This window comes from Parabacteroides leei, assembly GCF_023369805.1.
Lineage (GTDB): Bacteria > Bacteroidota > Bacteroidia > Bacteroidales > Tannerellaceae > Parabacteroides > Parabacteroides leei.
Genome location: NZ_JAMBQG010000001.1, coordinates 244928 through 270374, shown reverse-complemented (window position 1 = coordinate 270374; position 25447 = coordinate 244928). Strand labels below are relative to the sequence as shown.

At 44.2% G+C, this 25447-nt stretch carries 16 protein-coding genes; 12 read left to right on the top strand and 4 right to left on the bottom strand.

Features of this window, described 5'->3' with window-relative positions; translation table 11 throughout:
* Window positions 1–78 precede the first annotated feature (78 nt).
* Complete coding sequence (gene tatC, locus M1P97_RS01065) at window positions 79–936, bottom strand: twin-arginine translocase subunit TatC (protein ID WP_249388147.1); 858 nt, start codon at window positions 934–936, stop codon at window positions 79–81.
* Between the two features lie 3 nt (window positions 937–939).
* Window positions 940–1134, bottom strand: a complete 195-nt coding sequence (locus tag M1P97_RS01060) for a Sec-independent protein translocase subunit TatA/TatB (protein ID WP_007652767.1) — start codon at window positions 1132–1134, stop codon at window positions 940–942.
* A gap of 140 nt (window positions 1135–1274) precedes the next feature.
* Here M1P97_RS01060 and fabD point away from each other — a divergent pair, with 140 nt between their 5' ends.
* From fabD to M1P97_RS01045, 3 genes are all read left to right on the top strand, one after another.
* Window positions 1275–2156, top strand: a complete 882-nt coding sequence (fabD, locus tag M1P97_RS01055) for an ACP S-malonyltransferase (protein ID WP_195374339.1) — start codon at window positions 1275–1277, stop codon at window positions 2154–2156.
* A gap of 133 nt (window positions 2157–2289) precedes the next feature.
* Entirely contained in the window at window positions 2290–3132 is an 843-nt protein-coding gene (locus tag M1P97_RS01050; RefSeq protein ID WP_249388146.1) for an endonuclease VIII, read from the top strand.
* A 43-nt stretch (window positions 3133–3175) separates the two neighbouring features.
* A complete protein-coding gene (locus M1P97_RS01045) occupies window positions 3176–3727 on the top strand; it encodes a nitroreductase family protein (RefSeq protein ID WP_229058618.1) in 552 nt (183 codons plus the stop codon).
* An 86-nt stretch (window positions 3728–3813) separates the two neighbouring features.
* Here M1P97_RS01045 and M1P97_RS01040 read toward each other — a convergent pair whose 3' ends face one another.
* Window positions 3814–5874: a glycoside hydrolase family 2 protein gene (locus M1P97_RS01040; RefSeq protein WP_394803874.1), complete on the bottom strand. Its 2061-nt coding sequence runs from the start codon at window positions 5872–5874 to the stop codon at window positions 3814–3816.
* Between the two features lie 498 nt (window positions 5875–6372).
* Here M1P97_RS01040 and M1P97_RS01035 point away from each other — a divergent pair, with 498 nt between their 5' ends.
* The 9 genes from M1P97_RS01035 (at window position 6373) to M1P97_RS00995 (ending at window position 25092) form a co-directional block, all read left to right on the top strand.
* Entirely contained in the window at window positions 6373–6969 is a 597-nt protein-coding gene (locus M1P97_RS01035; protein WP_195374343.1) for an HU family DNA-binding protein, read from the top strand.
* On the top strand, window positions 6966–11048 hold the full coding sequence (locus M1P97_RS01030) for a hybrid sensor histidine kinase/response regulator transcription factor (RefSeq protein WP_249388144.1): 4083 nt from the start codon (window positions 6966–6968) through the stop codon (window positions 11046–11048). Before M1P97_RS01035 ends, M1P97_RS01030 begins: the two co-directional genes overlap by 4 nt.
* Before the next feature lie 100 nt (window positions 11049–11148).
* Window positions 11149–12273 carry a glycoside hydrolase family 88/105 protein gene (locus M1P97_RS01025; protein WP_394803869.1) on the top strand — a complete coding sequence of 375 codons (1125 nt, stop codon included), beginning with the start codon at window positions 11149–11151 and terminating at the stop codon, window positions 12271–12273.
* Window positions 12274–12441: 168 nt separating this feature from the next.
* Window positions 12442–15477 carry a SusC/RagA family TonB-linked outer membrane protein gene (locus M1P97_RS01020; RefSeq protein WP_249388143.1) on the top strand — a complete coding sequence of 1012 codons (3036 nt, stop codon included), beginning with the start codon at window positions 12442–12444 and terminating at the stop codon, window positions 15475–15477.
* A gap of 21 nt (window positions 15478–15498) precedes the next feature.
* Complete coding sequence (locus tag M1P97_RS01015; protein WP_249388142.1) at window positions 15499–17106, top strand: RagB/SusD family nutrient uptake outer membrane protein; 1608 nt, start codon at window positions 15499–15501, stop codon at window positions 17104–17106.
* 87 nt (window positions 17107–17193) lie between these two features.
* Window positions 17194–19467 (top strand): hypothetical protein, encoded by a 2274-nt coding sequence (locus M1P97_RS01010; RefSeq protein ID WP_249388141.1) that lies wholly within the window; start codon window positions 17194–17196, stop codon window positions 19465–19467.
* A gap of 32 nt (window positions 19468–19499) precedes the next feature.
* Entirely contained in the window at window positions 19500–21917 is a 2418-nt protein-coding gene (locus M1P97_RS01005) for a glycoside hydrolase family 3 C-terminal domain-containing protein (protein ID WP_249388140.1), read from the top strand.
* Complete coding sequence (locus tag M1P97_RS01000) at window positions 21907–22353, top strand: hypothetical protein (protein ID WP_195374349.1); 447 nt, start codon at window positions 21907–21909, stop codon at window positions 22351–22353. Before M1P97_RS01005 ends, M1P97_RS01000 begins: the two co-directional genes overlap by 11 nt.
* 198 nt (window positions 22354–22551) lie before the next feature.
* Window positions 22552–25092, top strand: coding sequence for a ligand-binding sensor domain-containing protein (locus M1P97_RS00995; RefSeq protein ID WP_249388139.1), 2541 nt, complete (start codon window positions 22552–22554; stop codon window positions 25090–25092).
* Here M1P97_RS00995 and M1P97_RS00990 read toward each other — a convergent pair.
* Window positions 25010–25420, bottom strand: a complete 411-nt coding sequence (locus M1P97_RS00990) for a sensor histidine kinase (protein WP_249388419.1) — start codon at window positions 25418–25420, stop codon at window positions 25010–25012. The genes M1P97_RS00995 and M1P97_RS00990 overlap by 83 nt on opposite strands.
* Window positions 25421–25447 lie beyond the last annotated feature (27 nt).

Here is a 25447-nt window from a genome sequence, read left to right as displayed (position 1 = left end):
ATAAATCAGGCATGAACCCCACAGTTTTATCTGCGAAATCCATGCCTGAATAAATTCATTTCTAATGTCTATGGCCTATTAAGCTTCATTTTCTTCATCATCGTCGTCGTCAGGCTCTTCTACCGGAGCTTTTCTGACAAAGAATGCACTTAATTCGTACAATCCGTACAATGGGAAGAACACTACGCTCAATGTAAACGGATCGCTACTTGGAGTAATGAATGCCGCAGCAACCAATAATCCGACGATAGCGTGTCGTCTGTATTTGTGGAAAAATCCTCTGTGCAACAATCCCAGTTTCGATAGCAACCAGGATACCAATGGCATCTCAAAGACAATTCCCATCACAAAGATCAGCATAAGGAAGTTATCCATATACGAATCCAGAGAGACTTGTTCAGTAATGTTAGCACTCAATTGATACGTTGCCAGGAAACGAAGTGTCATCGGGAATACCATAAAATAACCTACGGCACAACCCAGGAAAAACATAATCGTTCCGAAAAAGAATACCCACCGGATGTTCTTCTTTTCATTCTCGTACAAAGCCGGACTTACAAACCTCCAAACCTCATACATTAAGTACGGGAAAGTCAGTACAAGGGCCAGCCAGAATGAGGTTGACATATGAGTAAAAAACTGGGAAGCCAACTTAATGTTGACAATATCTACGTGAAAGCTATCGTTACAGAAGTCAGGCAGAACATCAAACCAGGGGCTTATATTGATAAGCCAGATATTTAACTCACACAACCATTTATAAAGAACAAAATCGGAATAACAGGGGGCCATGATGACGTGATCGAAAATATCACGCATAAAGGCAAAACTACCGATAGCAAAGACAAAGAGTGCTAAAATAGAACGGAATAAAGTCCAACGAAGTTCTTCCAGGTGATCCCAAAAGGACATTTCATCTTGTTCCAGTTCTTCCATTTCTTACTTTTTATCGTTGTCGTCGAGTTTAATGTCGTCTTCTAAACCTTTTACACCGTCTTTAAAGTTCTTCACACCTTTACCGATACCTTTCATCAGTTCCGGGATCTTCTTTCCACCAAAAAGTAACAACACAACAATGGCGATGATAACAATTTCGCCCGTACCTAAATTTCCTAAGAATAGTAATTCATTCATGATATTATAATATTAGTCATTAAATATTCACCTTTTATATGGGGCAAAGATACTATTTGTAATGAATAGTCACTCTCTTATTCTAAATTTATTACCTTTGCACCGTCTTAAAAAACTGAAATTAGAAAAAGATTAGAAAGATGAAAGCTTATGTATTTCCCGGTCAGGGTGCACAGTTTGTCGGAATGGGAAAAGACCTTTACGATAACAATCCCCTTGCAAAAGAGTTGTTTGAGAAAGCAAACGATATCCTTGGTTTCCGCATCACAGACCTGATGTTCGCTGGAACAGACGAAGATCTGAGACAAACTAAAGTTACACAGCCTGCCATATTCTTACACTCGGTTATTCTCGCCAAAACATTAGGCGACCAGTTCAAACCGGATATGACAGCCGGTCACTCATTAGGTGAATTCTCTGCACTTGTTGCCGCAGGAGCACTGTCTTTCGAAGACGGCCTGGTGTTGGTTTCCAAACGTGCCATGGCTATGCAAAAAGCTTGCGAAGCCACTCCTTCTACAATGGCTGCCGTACTGGCTTTGCCGGATGAAACAGTTGAAGAGATCTGTGCAAGTATTCAGGACGAAGTGGTTGTTTGTGCAAACTACAACTGTCCGGGTCAGCTGGTTATCTCCGGTTCAATCCCCGGAATCGATGCTGCTTGCGAAAAAATGCTGGCTGCCGGTGCTAAACGTGCATTGAAACTGAAAGTAGGTGGTGCATTCCACTCTCCGCTGATGGAGCCGGCCCGTGCCGAACTGGCTGCTGCTATCGAAGCTACTCCGATCCATACTCCTGCTTGTCCGGTTTATCAGAATGTAAGCACTAAAGGTGAAACAGATCCTGAAACGATCAAAGCAAACCTGATCGCTCAGCTGACTGCTCCGGTTCGCTGGACTCAGAGCGTTCAGAACATGATTGCAGACGGAGCCGACCATTTCATCGAACTGGGCCCGGGTGCTGTACTGCAAGGTCTGGTAAAGAAGATCAATAAAGAAATGACAACTGAAGGCATGCAATAATAAGCAATATGCTATACACGAAAAGAGGAGGAAACCTGAAACGTTTTCCTCCTCTTTTTGTATACGGTAATCCATAATATTCGTATGTTTGTAATTAATTATAGAATCTTTATCGCTTAAAAACTCACAAGACATGATAGAAGCACCGGAAGCCTTGTACATCTCCGAGCAGATGAATCAAACGATTAAAGGAAAAAGAATTACATTTGTCAGCGCAGGATATACACCTCATAAGTTCGCCTGGTTCTATGGAGATCCGGCCAATTATTCGACGATGCTTACCGGTAAGAAAATCGGGGAAGCCCATGCTTATGGAGGGTTGATCGAGATAGAGATAGAAGATATGCGTTTATTATTCGGAGACGGTATGAATATCCGGTACTACGCTCCCGGTGAAAAGATACCGGAAAAACACCAGTTGCTCATTGCTTTCGAAGACGAGAGTTGTATCATGGGATCCGTCCGGATGTACGGGGCAGTCATGTGTTTTCCAGACGGTTCTTTCGATTGCGGTTTCAGCTCCTATCGTGAAGGGGCACGTACCAAACCGCAGGTGCTTTCGGATGCTTTCGACAAAACCTATTTTCTGAGCCTGATAAACAGCGAAGAAAAACAAAAGAAAACGGCAAAGGCATTCCTTGCGACCGAACAAACGATACCGGGATTAGGTAACGGTGTTTTACAGGACATCCTGTTCAAAGCCCGTATCCATCCGAAGACTCGTATCAACATATTATCCGAAGAACAGAAAGATACGTTGTTTCATTGCATAAAAGCGACACTTCAGGAAATCTATCAGGCAGGCGGACGTAATTCGGAAACAGACCTGCTCGGAAATAAAGGCCGCTATATCCCCATACTATCCAAAGATACCGCCGGCAAGCCTTGCCCGGTTTGCGGAGAAGATATACGCAAAGAGAATTATATGGGAGGAAGTATCTATTATTGCTTTGAATGTCAGAAATTAAACAATTAGTATGAAATGGAAATACACTCTGATTGCACTGCCTCTTCTTATAATGGCCTGCAACAGCAAGACTGAAATAAAACAGGAAAATAAAGATACCAATCAGACATTGGAAACGATCTTTAACCGCAAAAGTGTACGTAAATATACGCAGCAACCGGTTGAAAAAGAGAAGCTGGAAACATTAGTCCGCGCAGGAATGGCAGCCCCTTCATCCAGAGACCGCCGCCCCTGGGAGTTTATCATCGTAACAGACCGTGATATCCTGGATACGATGGGAGACGGATTACCATTGGCGCGTATGTTGAAAGATACCCAACAGGCGATTATCGTTTGCGGCGATACCGTCAAATCCGGCAATGCCTGGCAGTTGGATTGCTCCGCAGCTGCACAAAACGTACTGCTGGCGGCCGAATCGTTAGGACTGGGAGCCGTATGGACTGCCGCTTATCCTTATCCCGAACGGATGAATGTTGTACGGGATGCGTTGCATCTTCCCGAACATATCGTTCCGCTGACAGTTATTCCGGTCGGTTACCCTACGGGAATAGAAAAGTCGAAAGACAAATTCAATAAGAAACAGATGCATTACAACGGATGGTAAAAAGTAAATCCCGGTATCACTCCCCTGCCCTTTGGCTTTCAGGAATGATACCGGGATTTTATCTATCATTTAATTCCGGGAAAAGATCAGAATCCGGCATGTTCTTCTTTGTTGACCGACTGGTCCGAATCGCGTTTCTTTTCTCCGCTATACATCCATTCGATCTCATCTTCGTATGTCTTGCCGTCTTTCACTACGACTGTCTTTACGATATTCTTACCCATATCGAGCGTCACATTATCTATTATATAATGTACGCGCGTATAACCTTCACGAATACCGCCCAATTCTTTACCGTTCAGGTATACTTTCGGCGTACCGATATTTGAATAAACCGTCACTGAAGTTTCCTTTTTCTCACGATCCCAGTTACGACGTTGCGTCAGGAACAGTACAGGTTCTTTGCTCCAGTTGGCCTTATACCAGAAATAAGAATCTTTCTTGATCTTGCGGTCGAAAGTAACCAACCCTTTCATATTACGAGCCGGAACACCGCCGCGAACCCACATCGGGGCACAGAAGTCGAACGTATTCCAAAGATAAGATGCGATGATATACGGATGGGCAGCGATCACGCTCCACTGATATTCGTGTGTCTTGGTGGCAAATGTCTCCGGATAAAATTCTTTGGTCCAGTTCAGGGCATCTCCCAGATATTCGGTCTGATGGTTCAGGTTGGCATCAGCACCATATTCGGTCAGCATCAGTTTCTGGTGAGGATATTCCTTTTCCAGTCCTTCCACCCAGGGTTTGATATCCTGTATTTTCTTTTCATACCAACCGAAATAACGGTTCATTCCCTGGATATCGGCAACCAGGTTCACCGGATGCTCCATATGACCATATCCGTTTACCGACACCGTATAACGATCCGGGTCTTCCGTCTTTGCCAGGTCGTGCAACGATTGGGTCAACTCTTTTGTGTACTGGTGCGGCTGGTATACCTCATTATGCAATCCCCACACATAGATGGAAGGGTGGTTGAAACTCTGACGGATCATTTCGCGCAACTGGTTACGACAGTTTTCCGCTTCCTGGCCGGTAACACGGTTGACAAAAGGAATCTCCGCCCAGATAATCAGTCCCAGGCTGTCGCAACGCGAATACAGATAGTCGGATTGCTGATAATGAGCAAAACGGACAGTCGTTGCACCGACATCCATAATAGTAGCCAGGTCGAAGTCATGGTTCTCATTCTTCAGGGCACTACCCAGCCCCCACCAATCCTGATGACGGGTAACACCGTACATCGGGTACTTCTCTCCATTCAGATAAAAGCCTTTACCTGCTACAATTTCATATTTGCGTAAACCCAGCGGTTGTACCATTTCGTCGATCACCTGCCCGTCTTTGATCAGGCGGCTGACTACCTTATACAGATACGGATTTTCACGTCCCTGCCACAACGTCGGCTTTTTGATTGTAAAAGAAGATTCGTAAGCCTGTTCGCCCTGTGCAGTCAGTTCGAACGACTGGCTGTTCGTTGCAATCAGTTTCCCTTCCTGGTCATAGATCGTATTCTGTAAGGTCACAGGGACGGGCTGCAAGGTTCCGTTATCCAGTTTGACCTTTACTTTTACATCCGCTTGCTTTTTGGATACATTCTTCTGGGTTATATAAACGCCCGGAGAGGCACAATCGGTAACACTGATATTATACGGCTCGGTAACGATCAACCATACCGGACGATAAATACCGCCATACACACCAAACAAATTATGGTTGACCGGAATCACATCCGGACGCGATTTGTTATCCGCCTTCACAATGATCTCATTCTCCTCTCCTACCTTCAACAGCGGGCTGATCTCACAGGCAAAAGCCGAATAACCGCCTTTATGAGAAGTGGCCAACATTCCGTTCACGAACACTTCCGTACAAGAACCGACACCCTCAAAGCGCAGGAAGACCCGCTTTCCTTTCAGGTCGGCAGGAAAGAAATAGTTTTTCTTATAATAAGCCGCCCCTTCATAAAAGTTATTGGCCTGTACCTGCATATCCTTGGCATTCCAGGTATGAGGAATTTCCACTTCCGACCAACCGCTCTCCCATTTCGGGGCATTAAGGGCCAGTTCTTTTTCCACCGGAGCTTTCTTAAACGACCAGCCGGAATTAAAAGATTCCACTTTCCGGCCTTCCGCCTGCATCGTCATCAATCCCAGGCAGGCTAACAATAAGGTTAAACTTAATACTCGTTTATTCATGATTTGTTAATTGAATGAGGTGCAAATATACCTCGCCACTCCCATACTAACTAATAAAATTATCTCATTACCGATCAAGATTGTCTCTATTTGCCGCCAAACCTCCCTACTAAGCCGAATAAGTACCGACCGCAGGCCGACACGGCAGATAGAAGAGTTCTTTTCGCCTTCACCCGGGGATAAATAAAAAAAGATGCCGCGAGAGATACATTTTGTCCCAATATAATGTATCTTTGGTGCTATCCTAATCTTTGTCCGACAGCAATCGAACAGCTGTCCGACCCGGGTGGGATAGCTGTCTCACTAATGTCGGACAGCTGTCTGACAGGAGTCGAACAAACTTTTTGTCACGAGAAAAGGAAATTTAGAAGGCAGTCTTTTGATAAGAAGACCGGGACAAGCCTAATAACAACCGATATAAACACTTTAACAGTACAGCAGATGTCAGCCACTTACAACCTATTCAGAAATCCGGGAAAGAAGGAAAACCTCCACGCCCGCCAGGTGAACCAATATACCGTACGTATCGATGCTCTTTGCGAAGAGATCTCACAGATCAGTTCCTTTTCGTCTGCCGATGTAAAAGGGATGCTGGACGCGCTGAAAAGCCGGATCGCTTTTCATCTGAAATACGGCGATATCGTCGAGTTGGAAGGTCTGGGGACGTTCAACGCCTCGCTTAAATGTCCCTCACTGACAACAGAGAAAGAGATCAAACCTCATCTGGTGAAGTTCCACAAAGTAGTATTCCGCTGCTCCAAAGAGTTGAAGAACGAGTTGCGATACATGAAGGTGGAACGTGCCGACGAACCCAGCCGCCTGAAAGGATATACGGAAGAAAAGCGCAAAGCCAACATTCTGGCTTATATCGAAAAGAATGATACGATCTCGACCTTCCTTTGCCGTTCGCTCAACGGTTGCTCGAAATATACAGCCCTGAAAGATCTGAAAACCTTGCAGGAAGAAGGGAAGATCGTCCGTCTGGGATACCGCGCGAATGCACAATACGGATTAAAAAAAGAGGACGACCAGGGATGAATACAATATATAAACTTATCATAGCCTGGCTTCTCCTAGCCTGTACCCCTACGGTTTACGGCGATAACAGTCCCTTCTTCTTCTCCCACCTGGGAGTTGAAAACGGACTTTCACAGGTGTCTGTACTGAATATATTCCAGGACTCGGACGGATATATATGGTTCGGTACACGCAACGGGGCGAACCGTTACGACGGATATGAATTCAAAATATACCAGAACGAGGTAAATAACCCGGCTTCAATAAGCGACAATTATATTCGTAGAATCAACGAAGACAGAAATAAAAACATATGGATAGGTACCTCCAACGGGGTTAACTGCATCGACTACAAGACACAACAGATCTCCCGTTTCTATCCCCAGGCTATCAACCCGGAGATAACGACGAATGCAGTCAATAATTTCCTTCTCCATGCAGACGGCGAGCTTTATGCTCTAACCACCCGTAGCATATTAAAGTGTAATCCGGATAAAACGGTAGAAGAAATGCCTTACCTGAAAGAAATGGACTCACCTATTCATTCCATTATCCAGGATAAGGACGGAGATATTTTTATCGGAACGGAAGAGAAAGGGCTTTATGTATACTCTACCGACTGGAAGCTGAAAAAACATTTTCTGCCGGACAGTTCCGGTAACCCGCATAAACTTCCTATAAGCACTATATCCATATTATTGGCTACGCCAGCCAATAATATCTTCATTGGTACCAATGAAGATGGCCTATGCGTTTATAACAAGAAAGACGATACTATCAGGCGCCTCAACACCGCCAACTCCGGCCTCAACAACAACTCGGTGCGCCATCTTATTCCATTCGGTAAAGACTCGGTACTGATCGCCACCTTCAGGGGACTCAATATCCTGAATACCCGCGACATGACCATCACTCCGGTCAATATGGATATGAAAGCCAAAGGAGCACTCAGCCATTACTCTATCCATAGCATGCTGATCGATCGCGACCAGACACTATGGGTCGGGACCTATTCCGCCGGTGTCAATTACCACAGCCCTTTCCATAGACCGACCTCATTCATTACCCCGAAAGCCTTTGCCGGCATATTGGGACAAGGCCAGGAAGATAACAAAGGCAATATGTGGTTCGCCACGGAAGGGGCGGGACTGCTTTATTACAACCCACGGAACGGTGAACAGAAGCTTTACCCCATAAAGCCTTTACAAGCCGGGAATTATGAAATAAACATCCTCAAAACAATCCTGATACAGGGAGATTCCATATTCTGTGCCACACACTTCGGCTCCGTCTACCTCTTTTCCATCCGTAAGGAGCAATACCAGAAAATACATGACTACAAATACAACGACATCAATACCTTATATATAGACAGCCAGCAACGGTTATGGATACCGACCAATACACCCGCCCATACCGTCATGGTGGACAAAGATAAAATAGTCAACAGGTTTAGCGTAGACGGTGTGGAAAAGGCATTCCGGGGAATGTGCCTGATCAAAGAACTGGAACCGGACGTATTTCTATTCGGGGCCATCACCGATAGTGCTTTTGTCTACGACATGAACAAGAAAACGTCTGTCAACCTCACCGCCCGATTGCAGAACGGCGATAAAAACAAACGGTTGGGAAGTATATCCGGTGTCGTGAAAGATTCCGGACAATATATATGGATAGCCACCACCAAAGGCGGCTTGTTCCGGCTCGACAAAGACCTCAACTTAATACAGAACTACCAGAAGGAAGATGGTCTGTCGGAAAGTTATATCAATTCGCTTTCAATCGATAAAGAGGGGAATATATGGGTCGTGACCGGCAAAGAACTATACAAGCTGGACCGTCCGGCAAACAAGTTCAAACAGGTCAGGCCAGTCGACAGCCCTACACAGGAATACTCGTTATATGCCAACAATTGCGTTTCGAAAGACGGAACCCTCTATTTCTCCGGAAATAAAGGAATACTGGCTATCAATCCGCAAAAAGCAATTACAAACCCGAACATACCTCCCGTCTATATCACTTCATTACAGATAAACACGCAGGTAGATCCGGAAGGGTTGCCGGCTTACCAGGAACTGCTGCCCCTGCAATACAACAACAACATCACGCTGGAAGCCAGCCAGGGAAACATCACCATCCGCTATTCGGCACTCAACTTCATCCATTCCCAGAATAATTCGTACGCCTATATGATGGAAGGGGCCGACCATAACTGGCATAATATCGGAAACCGCAGGGAAGCCTATTACAGTAACTTATCCCCGGGAAAATATACTTTCCGTGTGAAAGCCGCCAACAACGATGGTGTCTGGAATCCGGAAGAGGCTGTTTTATACATCACCGTAAACCCTCCCTTCTACCAGACATGGTGGGCTTACCTGATCTATCTATGTATCCTGTCGATCATCGTAATAGGAATCGTACAGCGGCAGCACCTCAAACACGAACGGGAACGGGAGGCCAAGTACAAACAGTTGGAACATGAGAAGGAAAACGAACTGCACGAAGAACGTATGCGTATGTTCACCAACTTCTCTCATGAACTGAGAACTCCGCTCACATTGATCATTAATCCGTTGAACGATCTATTGCAACGGGTCAGTTTCTCTCCGGAAGTAAAGGATGCCCTGCAACTGATCAAAAAGAATACCGGACGTATGTTGCTGCTTGTCAACAACCTGATGGATATCCAGAAATACGAAGCCGGCAAAACGATCCTTCAAAAGACACGTTTCAATTTCTCGGCATTCATCGAGGAGATGTACCGCTCCTTCGAAAGTGTGGCACAGAACCGGGAGATAACATTCGTATTGAAAAACGAACTGCCGGAAACATTCTTTACCTGTTATGATGAGGCGGAAATAGAGAAAGTCTTTTTCAACCTGCTGTCGAACGCGTTTAAGTTCACTCCGGCAGAAGGAAACGTGACAATGCGGATCAGCCGGATAATGCAAGACAAGTGCGAAGAGCTGGCCATGTTTCCCGAACAGGAAAGTTCCACCCTGATAGAATCCCAATACATCCTGATAGAAATAAGCGATACCGGAAAGGGGATCAACAAAGAGGAAGCCGACAAGATATTCGAACCCTTCTACCGCTCGGAAGAGGATGTCCACAAAGAAGTTTCCGGCACCGGAATAGGATTAAGCCTGACACGTTCGATCGTACGGCAGCACCAGGGATGTATCTGGACGAACAGCCCGGAGGAAACAGGAACAACCTTCCTGATCCTTCTTCCCGATACCGAGAAACAAGATGTAAAAAAGGAGGAAGAACCTTCCCAATCCCACTCTTCCGAAATCAGCAAAAAGGTGGCTTTGCTTGTAGAAGAAACGGAAACCCGCAACAAGCAAACGGTTCTGCTCGTAGATGACAATCAAGAAGTCCTGCAATATCTGGAACATCAATTACAACTCGATTACATCGTTTTGAAAGCGACCAATGGGAAAGAGGCGCTTGAACAACTGGAGACAACCTCGCCCCATATAATCGTCAGTGATGTCATGATGCCGGAAATGAACGGATTGGAACTATGTAAACGTATCAAGGAAAGTCAACACCTCTGCCACATACCCGTGATCCTGCTGACAGGTAAGTCTATGGTATCGCAGATAGAGGAAGGTTTGGAGGCCGGAGCCGACGATTACATCCTGAAACCGTTCCATGTTTCCATTCTGAAAGCACGCATAAAAAACCTGCTTTCCATTCGCGAAAAGATGAAAAACATATACGGTGAATCGCTGAGTCTCCGTCACCTGGGAGTGGAAGAACCCGAAGAGGACAACGACTTCCTAACCCAATACATCGAGATCGTAAAGGCAAACATCTCCAATCAGGATCTGGATGTATCGGTTATTTATCAGACACTGGGTATGAGCCGCGCCAATTTCTACCGGAAAGTAAAAGCGGTGACGGGTTTATCACCCATCGAACTGATAAAGAATATCCGCCTCGAAGCCGGAGCCAAACTGCTGAAAGAATCCAATATGAATGTATCTGAGATAGCCCAGCACATCGGTTTCAGTAGCCGTTCTTATTTCGCCCGAAGCTTCAAGGCTGTATACGGAATGTCACCTACCGAGTATCAGGAAAACGAATGAGACGTTTGTACTCGCTTTTGAGATAATTGTGTTTTCAAAGGATCTTGTTCTTTTATTCATTTGATTAAACTTATTAATCTAATAATAAAAGAACAGATCTATGATTTCAAAACGAATACCATTAAAACACATTGCAGCTGTTATTATGCTAGGATGTGCAGCAGTCTCTCTACAGGCTGCCGACTTAAAAAAGGAAGAAGTTACAACCATCGCACGTAAAGTAGCAGACTGGCAGATCAAAGAGTTTCCTACTAATAAATATGCTGTCGGTGAACCGAAAGGCTGGATCGCAGGGGCTCTTTATATGGGGATGTTCGACTGGGCAGAACTCAGTGGAGACGAACAGTATTTCGACTGGATGAAAAAAGTATTCAACCGTCAACACTGGCAGGTGGCCGACCGGATGTATCATGCCGACGATGTTTGCGTATCACAGACTTATATCGACATGTATGGTAAATATAAGGAAGATAAAATGCTACTCCCTACGCTGGCACGCATCGACTGGGTAGTCAACAACCCTTCCAAAGGCGGTATGGATATCGATTACAGCAAACCACTGTCCTACGAACGCTGGTCATGGTGCGACGCATTGTTTATGGCACCGGCTGTATATACCCGCCTCTACACGCTTACCGGCAATAGAAAGTATATGATCTTCGCCGATGCGGAATTTAAGGCCACCTACAATCATCTATACGACAAAGAAGAAAAACTCTTCTTCCGCGACAGTCGTTATTTCAACCAAAAGGAGGCAAACGGCCGGAAAGTATTCTGGGGACGCGGCAATGGTTGGGTTATCGGCGGACTGGCTGAAATATTAAAGACACTCCCGGCCGACGATAGCGAATACCGTCCTTTCTACCTGCAATTATTTAAGGAAATCAGCGAACGCCTGGCCGGATTACAAAACAAAGACGGTTTCTGGCATGCCAGCCTCTTGGATCCCGCCAGCTATCCGTCACCGGAAACAAGTGCCACCGGATTTATCGTTTACGGACTAGCTTATGGTGTCAACCAGGGATATCTTCCGGCTGACAAATACCTCCCGGTTATAGAAAAAGGATGGACTGCCTTATGCTCTGCCGTAGAGAGCGACGGAAAACTGGGCTGGGTACAACCTGTCGGAGCTGATCCGCGTAAAGTGACCAAAGATATGACCGAGTTATACGGAACCGGAGCCTTCCTGATGGCAGCATGCGAAATCCACCGACTAGCCAGATAAATTTATAGAAATTACATGTTTTTTAGCGTATTGGGACGATATTACATCCTTTTGAGACATTTTTGTCCGCACACAAGGCGCTTCTTTCATTCTTTTGACACAAAAAATCAAAATAGCCATCTGGTTAATTACTTAAATTGTTTAATGCGCAAATAAATTATGAAAAGCATGAGCAGACAACTGGACGGGAACCTGCCTCCCTATAATAAGGCAGCAGAACGAAAGAACAGGATTCTTTCTTTATTATTCTTTTTTATGGCGTTTATATCCGTACAGGTATATGCGCAAGACATTAAAGTCTCCGGTACTGTTATCTCCGGAGCAGACAATTACCCGATCATCGGGGCTAATATTCTGGTAAAAGGGACTACCATCGGTACTATTACAGATGTAGACGGTAACTTCTCCTTTGAAGCTCCCCAGGGTTCTACATTAGTTATCTCCTACATCGGCTATCAGGCACAGGAAATAAAAGTGAGCGGAAATGCTCCTATTAAAGTCGTTCTGTCCGAAGATTCCGAAAAACTGGATGAGGTAGTCGTTATCGGTTACGGTTCGCAGAAAAAGTCGGATATGACTGGCGGTATCGTAGCAGTAGGTAACGAGAAGTTACAAATGGTTACTACCAACAACCTGATGGATAAACTGGCAGGCCAGGTTCCGGGGTTGAACATCACAATGGAAAAGGCAAGCCCTTCGGAAGACCAGGTATTGCGTGTTCGTGGTGAAAACTCATTGACAGCCGACAACTCTCCGTTGATCGTATTGGATGGAATTCCTTACAGCGGTTCACTGGGAGACATCGATCCTGACAATATCGAAAACCTGTCTGTATTGAAAGATGCATCTTCGGCCGCCATCTACGGTTCACGTGGTGCCAACGGTGTTATCCTGATCCAGACAAAGAAAGGTAAGAAAGGAACAGCTACCGTATCCTACAAAGGACAGGTTGGTTTCTCACAGCCGGAACGCCGTATCAATGTAATGAAGGGACCGGAATATGTAAAATTCCTTCAGGATCAATGGGCATATATGAACTATAACGGGGTGATCAAAAACCCGGAAGATATTCTGAACGTCAGTGAAATCGAGAACTGGAAGAACGGTATCGAAACAGACTGGCAGGATCAGATCTTTAGAAATGCATTGACCAACAGTCACCAGATCAGTGTATCGGGCGGTACGGAAAAGACTACTTACATGGCATCTATCTCACGTCTGAATCAGGAAGGTGTAGTTAAAGATACCGGCATGAAACGTACCAATATATCTTTGAATGTTACACAACAACTAGGTAACTGGCTAACTATCGGTATGGCAACACAAGCAGCACTAAAAGAATACGGAGGTGTACAGGCCGGCATTTCTGATGCTCTTTGCCAGTCTCCTTATGGCCAGCCGTATAATAGCGATGGTTCATTAAACTTTTATCCGATGGACCAAACTTTACACCCCAATCCATTAGCCGATCTGGATGCCACGAGCGATAAAACAAGCCGTAACATCTTTGTCTCTACCTATGCAGATGTAAAACTTCCGATAAAAGGATTGAGCTTCCGTACTAACTTCGGTTACAACTACCGCAATAAATTCGAGGCTTCCTATTATGGACGCAACACTCTGACCGGTAAAGCAAAGAACGGTTCTGCCGCAATCAAGAATCAACATGACTGGGATTATACCTGGGAAAACGTATTAAAGTATGAGCTTCAATTAGGTAAGCACAAATTCGATGCAACCGGCCTGTTCAGTATGCAGCAGACCTCTCAGGAGATATCCGAACAAAAAGGTACCAGTTTCGTAAACGACGATTCCGAATATCACAACATGGCGGGTGCGGAAGAAAACAAAACAGTTACTTCCGAACTGACCGAGACAGCGATGCTATCTTATATGTTACGTTTGAACTACAACTATGCCAACAAATATTTGTTTACTGCAACAGGTCGTTCGGACGGTTACTCAGCATTCGGAGAGAATAACAAATATGCTTTCTTCCCATCTCTGGCTGCTGCCTGGAATCTGTCTTCCGAAGAATTCATGGAAAATACAAACAGTTGGTTGGATATGTTGAAAGTACGTGTGTCATGGGGTTCCAACGGTAACCAGGCTATCAAAGCCTATCAGACACTCGACCGCCTGAAACTGACAAACTATATCTGGGGAGACAAAGGAACAACTGTGAACGGTGTGATCTTGTCGTACAACTCCATCGGTAACCCTAACCTTAAATGGGAAACGACCCGCACAGTTAACGCCGGTGTCGATTTCAGTTTCTTCAACAGCCGCCTGTCAGGTAGCATCGACTTCTATGTATCAAACACTTCCGATCTGTTGATGAGCCGTACAGTTCCTATTATGAACGGTTACAACTCAATCATGGACAACGTCGGTGAAACACGTAATACAGGTGTCGAACTGGCTTTGAACTCAGTGAACGTGGAAAGTAAGGACTTCCGCTGGAGCAGCAGCTTCAATTTCGCACTGAACCGCGATAAGATCATCGAACTTCGCGGAGACGGTAAAGATGATATCACAAACAAATGGTTTATCGGCGAACCGGTAAAGGTTTACTACGACTATAAAGTAGTTGGTACATGGCAGGAAGGCGATAACTTCCTGAATGCAGACGGAAAAGAAATACAGAAAGGTGCAAAACCCGGACATGCTAAACTGGAAGATGTCGACGGCGACGGAACAATTACAGCTAAAGACAAACAGATCATCGGCTCCAAGTTGCCGAGCTTCACGATGTCATTAGGCAACACTTTTGCATATAAGAATTTCACATTCTCGTTCTTATTGAACGGTGTATTCGGAGCTTGGAAACAAATGAACGATTACAACTTCGACCGTTGGAGTTCCAAATACAACTATATCAGCGGAATGGATTACTGGACTCCGGAAAATCCGACAAATGCAATGACCTCTCCCGGGTATGTTCCTTACGACAAACATGAATTCTACAAAAAGATGAATTATGTACGAATCAAGAACATCTCATTAGGCTACAACCTGCCGAAGAGTATTCTTAACCCGATCGGAGTTTCTTCTTTGAACGTTAATGTGAGTGTTAACAACCTGTACACATTCAGTAATATAAAGAATGCGCTGAACTTTGACGGAACAGACTATAATGCAAACATTATTTCTTGTTACCCGACAGCACGTTCTTACATGCTGGGTTTAAATCTTATTTTCTAATCTCATAAACAAAGACAGAATATGAAAAATATATTAGCAGCTGCTGCAGCAGCATTTTTATTAATCACAGCAACTGGCTGCTCCGATTTTCTGGATGAAAATCTGAAAAAGGAATTGGCTCCTGATAATACCTATACCAGTACTTATGGTTTCCAGGTAGGTGTAAACGGGTTGTATGCCTGGGCACGTTCTGAATTTAACACCTGGGGGAGTTCACCGACAACATTAGGACAGGCTTGTCCGTACGAATCGTTTCAAGTGGCTACCGACATTGTATACACCGGTCATAAAGATGGCTCGCTGGTTCCTTTCGAAACATTGGCTATCACTCCTTCACTGACATTCGTTGAAAACTATTGGAAATGGTCTTACGGATTAATTGCTTCCGTCAATGAATTATTGACTTATGCCGATAAGAATGAAAACTGGGATGCACCGACCGACAAGATAGGCTTCCAGGCTGAGGCACGTTTCTTCCGTGCTTATGCTTACCGCTACCTGGTTTATCTCTATGGAGATGTTCCTTATGTGGATAAAATAGAAAGTGATTTCCGTATTGACTTCACCCGTACACCGAAAGCCGAAGTGTTGAACCACATGATCGAGGATTTGACATTTGCTGCTGATAATTTGCCGGAGAATCCGGATAATGTAAATGAAGTCGGTAAATTGACCAAATGGGCAGCTATTCAACTATTGTCTGAAGTATACTTAATGGCCGGACAATACGATAAAGCTGAAGCTGCTGCTAAACAAGTGATCGATTGCGGTTATTTCCATTTGATGACAGAACGTTTCGGTGTAAACAAATCAGCACCGGGCGATGTATTCTCCGATATGTTCCTTGAATATAATCAGAACCGTACAGCCGGTAATATGGAAACTATTTGGGTAATGCAATTGGAATATAACACCCCTGGTGGTGGTGACTCAAACGAAGACTGGACTAAACGTGCATGGGTTCCCAAATACTGGAACGAAACAGGTTTCGTATTATGTGACTCACTGGGTGGTCGTGGTCTGGCTCAGATCGTTCCGTTCAAATGGTGGATCGAAAGTGAAGACTTCTATGCTCCTGCGGATATACGTAATTCTAAATACAGTATTAAGAGAGACTGGTATTACAACAATCCGGCAACTCCCGAACTGTTTGGCAAAAAGTGTGAGATAACAGAAGAAACATGGTCTAAATGCTCTGTTTTCCCAACCATCACCAAGTTCAACTATGGTAAAACAGACGACGATCCTGCTTATGCTGGTAATAACAAAGACCGTATGAAGTTCCGTCTGGCTGAAACTTACCTGCTGTTGGCTGAAGCCCGTTTACAACAAGGTAACGCACAAGGTGCAGCTGAAGCAATCAACGTAGTACGCAAACGTGCCGGAGCTCCGGAAATCACGGCATCCCAGGCAACGATAGACTTCCTGTTGGATGAACGTATTCGTGAATTAGTAGGTGAAGAACTACGTCGCTTCACATTGGTTCGTACCGGCAAACTGGTTGAACGTACGAGAAAATACAACTCTTACAGCAGCAAAATAGATGAGCATAATACTTTGTGGCCAATCCCACAATCTATTATCGATTCTAACACAGGTGCTGACTTCCCGCAAAATCCGGGTTATTAATTAATCTACAACAAAACAAGGGGCATCTACAAGCAATGTATTTGCCCCTTATTTCTCTCCTTTCAAATACCAAGAAAACATCATATCATGAGATACCTACTGCTTATAATAAGTTTATATATTTCCTCTACTATCTGCCTATCCGCCCAGGATTGGCTGATCGACGGTTCTTCTTACAAATCTGCCGTACAGACAACGCACAAAGGGAAACGTCTCGAACTAACAAACGGCCTCCTGCGCCGTACTTTTCTTCTTACCCCCAACGCAGCAACAATAGCCCTCGACAACCTGATGACCGGACAAAATGAATTACGTGCTGTCCGTCCTGAAGCCTTACTCGTCATAAACGGAAAAGAATATCCTGTCGGAGGATTGACCGGACAACCCGTCAACAACTTCCTGACAGAAGAATTTATTAATAACATGCAGGTTTGCGACTCGGCTTTTACATTAGTCGATTATCAAATAAGCGAAAGCAAAGAGCGTTTCCCCTGGAAACCGAACTCGCAATGGATATCTAATTTATATCCCTGGCCTGCTCCGGGAAAACGGATCACCTTCAACTATCAGGCTCCGGTAAAAGCACCACAGGAATGTAAAGACCTGAAAGTCCGTGTCATCTACGAACTATATGATGGAGCTCCCATCCTGGCTAAATGGATCGAAATAGATAATAAAGGAACAAAAACAATCACACTCGACTCTTTCAAGTCGGAAATACTGGCGCTGGTGGAAACTGCTCCCAAAGTGCATTATGGCGAACCTCACGAAGTCCGTATGATGGCACAGGAACCGGGTACCTACACGAATGATTTTCGCAAACAACCGGTACAGACAGATGCCCCACGCGATTATATCGACCGTTTCACCCAACTGTTCGTCGTAACCGATTATGCAATGGGCGGAGATATGGAAGCAATGAAAGACAATCCGGCGGTACGCTGGGTATTCGATCATCCGGAATATGAATTTACCGGTATTCGTTATTATGGCCAATATAAACCGGCCCGTCTCGAAGTAACCCCTTTACTCGGCCCCGGACTGGATATCAAAGCCGGAGAAAGTTTCGAATCCTGTACTGCTTTTGAAATGCTTCGCGATGCCACCGACCAGGAACGACGCGGACTGGCGGAATGCAAATTCTGGCGTATGATGGCTCCGTGGACACAAGAGAACCCTATATTTATGCATGTACGCCAATCGGATAATGAAGCTGTCAAACAGGCGATCGACCAATGCGCTGCGGTAGGTTTTGAAATGGTGATCATGACTTTCGGCAGTGGTTTTAAAATCGAAAATGATTCCGCATCCTATTTACAACGCATGAAAGAACTGAGCGATTATGCCGCCCGAAAAGGTATTGCCATCGGAGGTTATTCCCTCTTGGCAAGCCGGGGAGCAACAGACAAAGACGCCGCAATCAGTCATAAAACCGGGAAACCGGCCAACACACGTGAAGAAGGTAGCCGTTTCGGCGTATCTCCCTGCATCGCATCCGATTGGGGAGATACCTACTTCCGTAAATTACAGAATTTCTTTACAACAACGGGCATGAATGTATTCGAAAACGACGGTTCATACCCCGGTGATCCTTGTGCTTCGACATCACATAGCGGGCATAAAGGATATCTCGATTCACAGTGGACACAATGGAAAAAAATCAGTCAGTTCTATCGTTGGTGCCGGGCCAACGGAGTTTATCTGAATGTACCGGATTGGTACTTCCTGAGCGGTTCCAACAAAACACCGATGGGATATGTCGAAACAAACTGGTCGTTACCCCGTGCTTACCAGGAGATTATCGAACGGCAGAATATCTACGACGGTACCTGGCAGAAAACACCCAGCATGGGCTTTATGTTTGTACCTCTTACCCAATATCACGGAGGTGGTGAAGCTGCTACGATCGAACCGCTGAACGAACATCTGGACCATTACGAGACACGTCTCCGGAACCTGTTTGGAGCAGGCGTACAGGCTTGCTATCGCGGTCCCCGGCTGTATGATACCGAAGCGACGAAAGAACTTGTTAATAAATGGGTTTCTTTCTACAAGAAATACCGTCAGATACTGGACTCCGATATTATTCATCTGCGCCGTCCTGACGGACAGGATTGGGACGGTATCATGCATGTCAATCCGGCATTGAAGCAGAAAGGTTTCATATCCGTTTATAATCCGCTGGATACTCCTATCCGGAAAGAGATCAGAATACCTCTCTATTATACCGGACTGACCGACAAAGTAACGATTAAAGAACAAGATCAGAACGTGCAGGTGTACGTCCTGGAACGCGACTATTCCATCACGATCCCTATCACCATTCCGGCGAAAGGATATAACTGGTACATCGTCGAATAAACCGATTTGTATAACCATATAATATAAAAATCATGAACATCAATAACACACCGGCCAAACGTCTGATCCTTTGTTTGTCGTTCGGCATCCTACCGATGTTGAATACAGGTAACAGCAGCTTACAGGCTTCCATGCCCCATCCTGCCAAAAATCAGAAAAAAATATATCACAAAGGCTGGATCGACTTTAATAAGAACGGTCAGAAAGATATCTACGAAGATCCTTCCCAACCTATCGACAAACGGGTAGAAAACCTTCTCAGACAAATGACGATAGAAGAAAAGACCTGCCAACTCGGAACCATCTACGGATATGGTGCTGTCCTTAAAGACACACTGCCTACCGATGAATGGAAAACCCGTATCTGGAAAGACGGCATCGGAAATATCGACGAACATCTGAACGGGGAATGGAAACGTACCTCACTGGATTTTCCTTATTCCAATCACGCAGAAGCGATGAATAAGGTACAGGCATTCTTTGTGGAAGAAACCCGGCTGGGTATTCCTGCCGATCTGACCAATGAAGGTATCCGGGGATTGAAACATGAAAAATCCACCTTCTTTCCGGCACAGATCGGACAAGGCTGTACCTGGGATAAAGAATTGATCCGCGAAATCGGACGTATTACCGGAGAAGAAGCCAAAGCACTCGGATATACAAACGTCTACTCCCCCATTCTCGATCTGTCACGCGATCCGCGTTGGGGCCGCACTGTCGAAAGTTACGGCGAGGACTCCTATCTGGTCGGCGAATTGGGACGCCAGCAAGTACTCGGTATCCAAAGTAACCGGGTTGTCTCTACTCCGAAACATTTTGCCATTTACGGTGTGCCGGCAGGTGGCCGCGACTGCGAGTCGAGAACAGACCCTCACGCCACACCACAGGAAGTACACGAGTTACATCTGGAACCGTTCCGTATTGCTTTTCAAGAAGCCGGGGCCTTGGGAACCATGTGTTCACACAATGATTATAACGGGACTCCCGTCAGTGCCAATCACTATTTACTGACAGAACTGATGCGTGATCAGTGGGGATTCAAGGGATATATCGTATCCGACAGTTGGTCTATCGGTAAGAATGTCGATTTCTATCATATCGTTTCTACCCCCGAAGAAGCTGTTGCAAGCGAATTGAATGCAGGCCTGAACATCCGTACCTTCTTTGAAGAATCGGAAGTGTTTATCGAAACATTGAGGAACGCTCTGAAAAAAGGATTGGTAGACGAAAAGACATTGGATCAGCGCGTCCGCGAAGTACTCTATGTCAAGTTCTGGCTGGGACTTTTCGATGAACCGTATGTAAAAGATACCAAGCTGGCCGATAAAGTGGTAAACAGTGATAGGAACCGGGAAGTATCCCTTCGTGCTGCCCGCGAGTCGATCGTTCTCCTGAAAAACGAGAACAATACGCTTCCTTTATCGAAAAATATCAAGAATATTGCAGTGATCGGCCCACAAGCCGACGAAGTGAAATCACTGACTTCCCGTTACGGTTCACACAATCCGAATGTAATAACAGGTTTGCAAGGATTAAAGAACTTATTGGGAGACAACGTAAACCTGATGTATGCCAAAGGATGTAATGTCAGAGACAAGAATTTCCCGCAAAGTGATGTAATGTTCTTCGAACTGAGCGATAAAGAAAAAGAGGAAATCGACAAAGCGGTAGAAATAGCTAAAAAAGCAGAAGTAGCCATCGTTTACGTAGGCGATGATTTCCGTACGATCGGTGAATCGAGAAGCCGTGTCAACCTGGATTTGTCGGGTAGACAAAAAGAACTGGTACGTGCCGTACAGGCAACCGGAACTCCTATCGTACTGGTCCTCTTCAACGGACGTCCGGTTACCCTGAACTGGGAAAACGCTAACCTGCCTGCCATTGTGGAAGCCTGGTATCCGGGAGAATTCTCCGGACAAGCCGTAGCCGAAGTATTATTCGGCGACTACAATCCAGGAGGTAAACTATCTACAACCTTCCCCAAGTCAGTCGGACAAATCCCTTGGGCTTTCCCCTTCAAGCCGAATGCTACCGGCAAAGGTTTTGCCCGTGTGGACGGTGAACTTTATCCATTCGGTTACGGACTGAGTTATACAACTTTTGAAATCAGCGGCCTTCAACCGGCAACCACCCGGATCTCTGATGGCGATACCCTGACCGTAACCTGCAAAGTAAAAAATACAGGAGCCATAAAAGGAGACGAAGTGGTTCAGCTTTATTTGAATGATGAAACATCTTCCATTTCCCGTTTTGAAAAAGAGCTATGCGGTTTCGAACGTGTTACTCTGGAACCGGGTGAAGAAAAGACAGTCACTTTCAAAGTAAATCGTCGTGCTTACGGTATGTATAACGACAAAAATGAATTTATTGTAGAGCCCGGAAAGTTCTTCCTCTTTGCCGGAAACTCATCTAAGTCAACCCCGTTAAACGCTGAATTTTATGTGGAATAAATTAATGATAGGCCTGTTGCTGCTGTTAGGCAGCCAGGTCGCTTTCTCACAAACATGGCTGAAAAAAACAGATAAAGAGATCCTGCAATATACGACAGATAACAAAGAACGCATCAAGGACATCCAACAGACCGATACACTCTTCACCATGACTTACCAAGAAGAAGATGAATTAGGCCGTCTGTTCGAAGTTTCTTATTTGTTCAATATGAAGAACAATATCTGTACATCTTACGAACGTCTGTTACCGGCTCACCGTTACTGGGCAGCCAACCTTTTAGAACAAGTTTCTTTACAGGAAGCCGATGCCTCAGGTGAAGAGATCGAAGTAGACGGAGAAATATTGAATGCTGTTTATACTTTTGGAGATTACCGGATACATGTCTCTCTAAAAGAAAATTCACTGTCCTTATTTTATACGCTATCTGATAAATAAACTCCAGTTATCCCCTGTCATTCATACGATGGCAGGGGATTTTTTCAAAAAACAATCTGAAAACGAAAGCCAGGTTTATGAGGTTACGCGATTTCAACAGGAAATTCAATGGAATAGACGAAGAATAAACAAAAAATCACATATCTTTGCAACAACATCAAAATTCTACAACGATTCATCCTTAATCTTCAATAAGCTATGATAAAGCACGTACAAATAGCATTAATACATCTACTCTCGCTACTATCCCTTTCAGGTTATAGTAAGAGTACATCTCCCTATTTTTTTTCGCAGATTGGGATTGAAGACGGATTGACACAAGGGTCTGTTGGAAAGATATACCAGGACACAGACGGATATTTATGGGTAGGGACTCAGGGGGGGTTACACCAGTATGACGGATACGAGTTTAAAGTTTTCAAAAATAATCCGGCTGATTCTTGTTCTTTAACAGATAATAATATACAAGACATTGCCGAAGACAGGAATAAGAATATCTGGGTCATTACAGATAACGGTGTTCACAAAATAACACATCAGACAAAGACAATCAAACGATATTATGTGAAAGAAACTCGTTTCATGCACTGCTGTCTGCTGAGTAAAAACGGGGAATTCCTACTTGCCGGAGAAAAGTATCTTTACCAATACGATGAACAAGGTGATTCACTTGTCTATAAAGATTGGTTGACCTCCACTCCTATCGCCCCCAATATAAAAGCCATGCAGGAAGATGAAGAAGGCAATCTGTATGTAGTCAGTTCTCAATCCGGACTTGTCGTACTAAACAAACAAAAAGAAGTTATACATTATTATAAACATGATCCGGACGATCCGTCTTCCCTTATTAAAGGGAGTATTTGCGGATTATTTACTGATAGCAACAATCGGTTATGGATACTTTCCGAGACATCGGGAATATGCTATCTGGATAAGGCTAATAACAAATTTGTTCACTTGAATACGGCTAATTCAGCTCTGAGCAGCAATGTGGTCCGAACAATAGTGGAGGAAGAGTCTGGCACACTATTACTCGGCACTTTTGCCGGATTGAACCGTCTCGATCTGAAAACACTTCAGGTGACTCCTTATAAATTCAATCCGGATGAACCCGGTGCATTGAGTTATTATTCCGTACACAACCTTCTTAAAGACAATACCGGAGCTTTATGGGTGGGAACCTGGAAAGGGCTAAATTATTACAGTCCTGCCCGTAAACAATTCTATCAAATTACCCCAAATGCTTTTACCGGATTATTAGGAATGGGACAAGAAGATGAAAACGGCAATATTTGGTTTGCCACAGAAGGAGCCGGTTTGTTCTGCTATAATCCAGAGACACAGAGCCAACAGTTTTATTCCCAAAAGTCACCGTATAAAAGCAATTACAGTTCCAACATATTCAAATCGCTATTGATCAAAGGCGACAGCATTATTTGTGCAACCAATGCCGGTTCTGTTTATCTGTTTTCTAAGAAAAGAAAAGATTACCGATTGCTTTATGATTATAACCGCGGTGATATCTATACGCTATTATATGACAATAAAGGCAGATTATGGATTCCAACTAATTCTAGTTCCGGATTGGTTTTAATTGATAAAAACAAAGAGATCAACCAGTTCCCAATAAACGGAGAAACCAGAAAATTCTTCTTCGTCTCCGCATTAAAAGAAATAGAACCTGATATTTTTATCATGGGAACGCTTAAACAGGAACTTTACAGGTACGATATGAAACAGGGAACACTCAAAACCATTTCTTCCCCGGAACTAAACCTGCCTGAAAATTCGAAACCCGGTGCCATCAGTACAATCCTGACTGATTCCCTGCAGAATATATGGGTATCATTTTTCGGCAGCGGCATATATCGGTTTGACCGGGAGATGAATTTGCTCAAACATTATGCGGATGACAATGGTATAACAGATGGCTATATCTACACGATGATACAGGGTAAAGATCAAACCATATGGGCTTTATCCGGAAATAGTCTATATTATTACAAACCGGAGACGGATCATTTCATCTCTGTCCACAATACCAGCCAACAAGCTTTGGAGTTTACCCGACAGGCAGGAACCTGTGATAGCAAAGGAACACTCTATTTCCCCGGAAATAAGGGGATATTGTGTTTTAACCCCATTCAAATGAACAAAAACACATATATCCCTCCCGTCTATCTGACCACCTTGTCTATTAATAATTTTCCGGTAGAATTTGGGAATAACAAATCGATCCGGTTAAAGGCTGACGAAACCAATATTTCTATCGGATATACTGCTCCAGACTTTATTTCACCCTCACAAAATCAATATGCTTACAAAATGGAAGGGGTAGAAAATGAGTGGAACTATGTAAAGGGGCGAAGAGTAGCTTATTATAGTAATTTAGCTCCAGGCAGTTACAATTTCATAGTAAAGGTGGCAAACAACGAAGGATACTGGAACCCTCAGGAAACATCTTTAAGCATTACAGTATTACCTCCTTTATATAAAACGTGGTGGGCTTATCTATTGTATATCACAATTATATGCACTATTATATGGAAGTTCGTATACCATCAAAAGGTTCGTCATGAACTGGAAAGTAATATCCGTTTTAAACAGCTTGAACAGGAAAAAATGAAGGAATTACACGAGGAACGTATGAGATTATTTACCAACTTCTCACACGAACTACGTCACTTTCTCTGGATAATATCGATAATTTCATTTCGATCACACCTTGTTCAGGGGTAAACTTAAAAGCATTGGATAATAGGTTAAACATCACTTTTTCAATCTCTTGCCTGTCATAATAGACACAAAAACCATCAGGAATAGCATTCTTTTGGGTAAATGTGATGTGTCGATGGTTGGCAACAGATATAAAAGAATCATATAATTCTTTCACAAATTCAGACAGATTGAATTTTGTTTTTTGCAACACCATTTTATGTGCATCATATTTTTGCACATCCATCAGATTATTAACGAGTAAGAGCAGTCGCTGCGTATTCCTGCGCATCAGTTGCAAGGAGTTTTTTACCTCCGTAGAGAACGCACTATGGCTTAAAAGATCTTCCAGAGGATTGATGATAAGTGTTAAAGGAGT

Excerpts from the sequence above, each read along its gene's own strand:
- M1P97_RS01060 (WP_007652767.1), bottom strand. The coding sequence starts at position 1,134 with ATGAATGAATTACTATTCTTAGGAAATTTAGGTACGGGCGAAATTGTT.
- M1P97_RS01015 (WP_249388142.1), top strand. The coding sequence starts at position 15,499 with ATGAAAAATATATTAGCAGCTGCTGCAGCAGCATTTTTATTAATCACA.
- M1P97_RS00995 (WP_249388139.1), top strand. The coding sequence starts at position 22,552 with ATGATAAAGCACGTACAAATAGCATTAATACATCTACTCTCGCTACTA.
- M1P97_RS01040 (WP_394803874.1), bottom strand. The coding sequence starts at position 5,874 with ATGCAGGCGGAAGGCCGGAAAGTGGAATCTTTTAATTCCGGCTGGTCG.
- tatC (WP_249388147.1), bottom strand. The coding sequence starts at position 936 with ATGGAAGAACTGGAACAAGATGAAATGTCCTTTTGGGATCACCTGGAA.
- M1P97_RS01005 (WP_249388140.1), top strand. The coding sequence starts at position 19,500 with ATGAACATCAATAACACACCGGCCAAACGTCTGATCCTTTGTTTGTCG.
- M1P97_RS01000 (WP_195374349.1), top strand. The coding sequence starts at position 21,907 with ATGTGGAATAAATTAATGATAGGCCTGTTGCTGCTGTTAGGCAGCCAG.
- M1P97_RS01020 (WP_249388143.1), top strand. The coding sequence starts at position 12,442 with ATGAGCAGACAACTGGACGGGAACCTGCCTCCCTATAATAAGGCAGCA.
- M1P97_RS01030 (WP_249388144.1), top strand. The coding sequence starts at position 6,966 with ATGAATACAATATATAAACTTATCATAGCCTGGCTTCTCCTAGCCTGT.
- M1P97_RS01010 (WP_249388141.1), top strand. The coding sequence starts at position 17,194 with ATGAGATACCTACTGCTTATAATAAGTTTATATATTTCCTCTACTATC.
- M1P97_RS01045 (WP_229058618.1), top strand. The coding sequence starts at position 3,176 with ATGGCCTGCAACAGCAAGACTGAAATAAAACAGGAAAATAAAGATACC.
- M1P97_RS01050 (WP_249388146.1), top strand. The coding sequence starts at position 2,290 with ATGATAGAAGCACCGGAAGCCTTGTACATCTCCGAGCAGATGAATCAA.
- fabD (WP_195374339.1), top strand. The coding sequence starts at position 1,275 with ATGAAAGCTTATGTATTTCCCGGTCAGGGTGCACAGTTTGTCGGAATG.
- M1P97_RS01025 (WP_394803869.1), top strand. The coding sequence starts at position 11,149 with ATGATTTCAAAACGAATACCATTAAAACACATTGCAGCTGTTATTATG.
- M1P97_RS01035 (WP_195374343.1), top strand. The coding sequence starts at position 6,373 with ATGTCAGCCACTTACAACCTATTCAGAAATCCGGGAAAGAAGGAAAAC.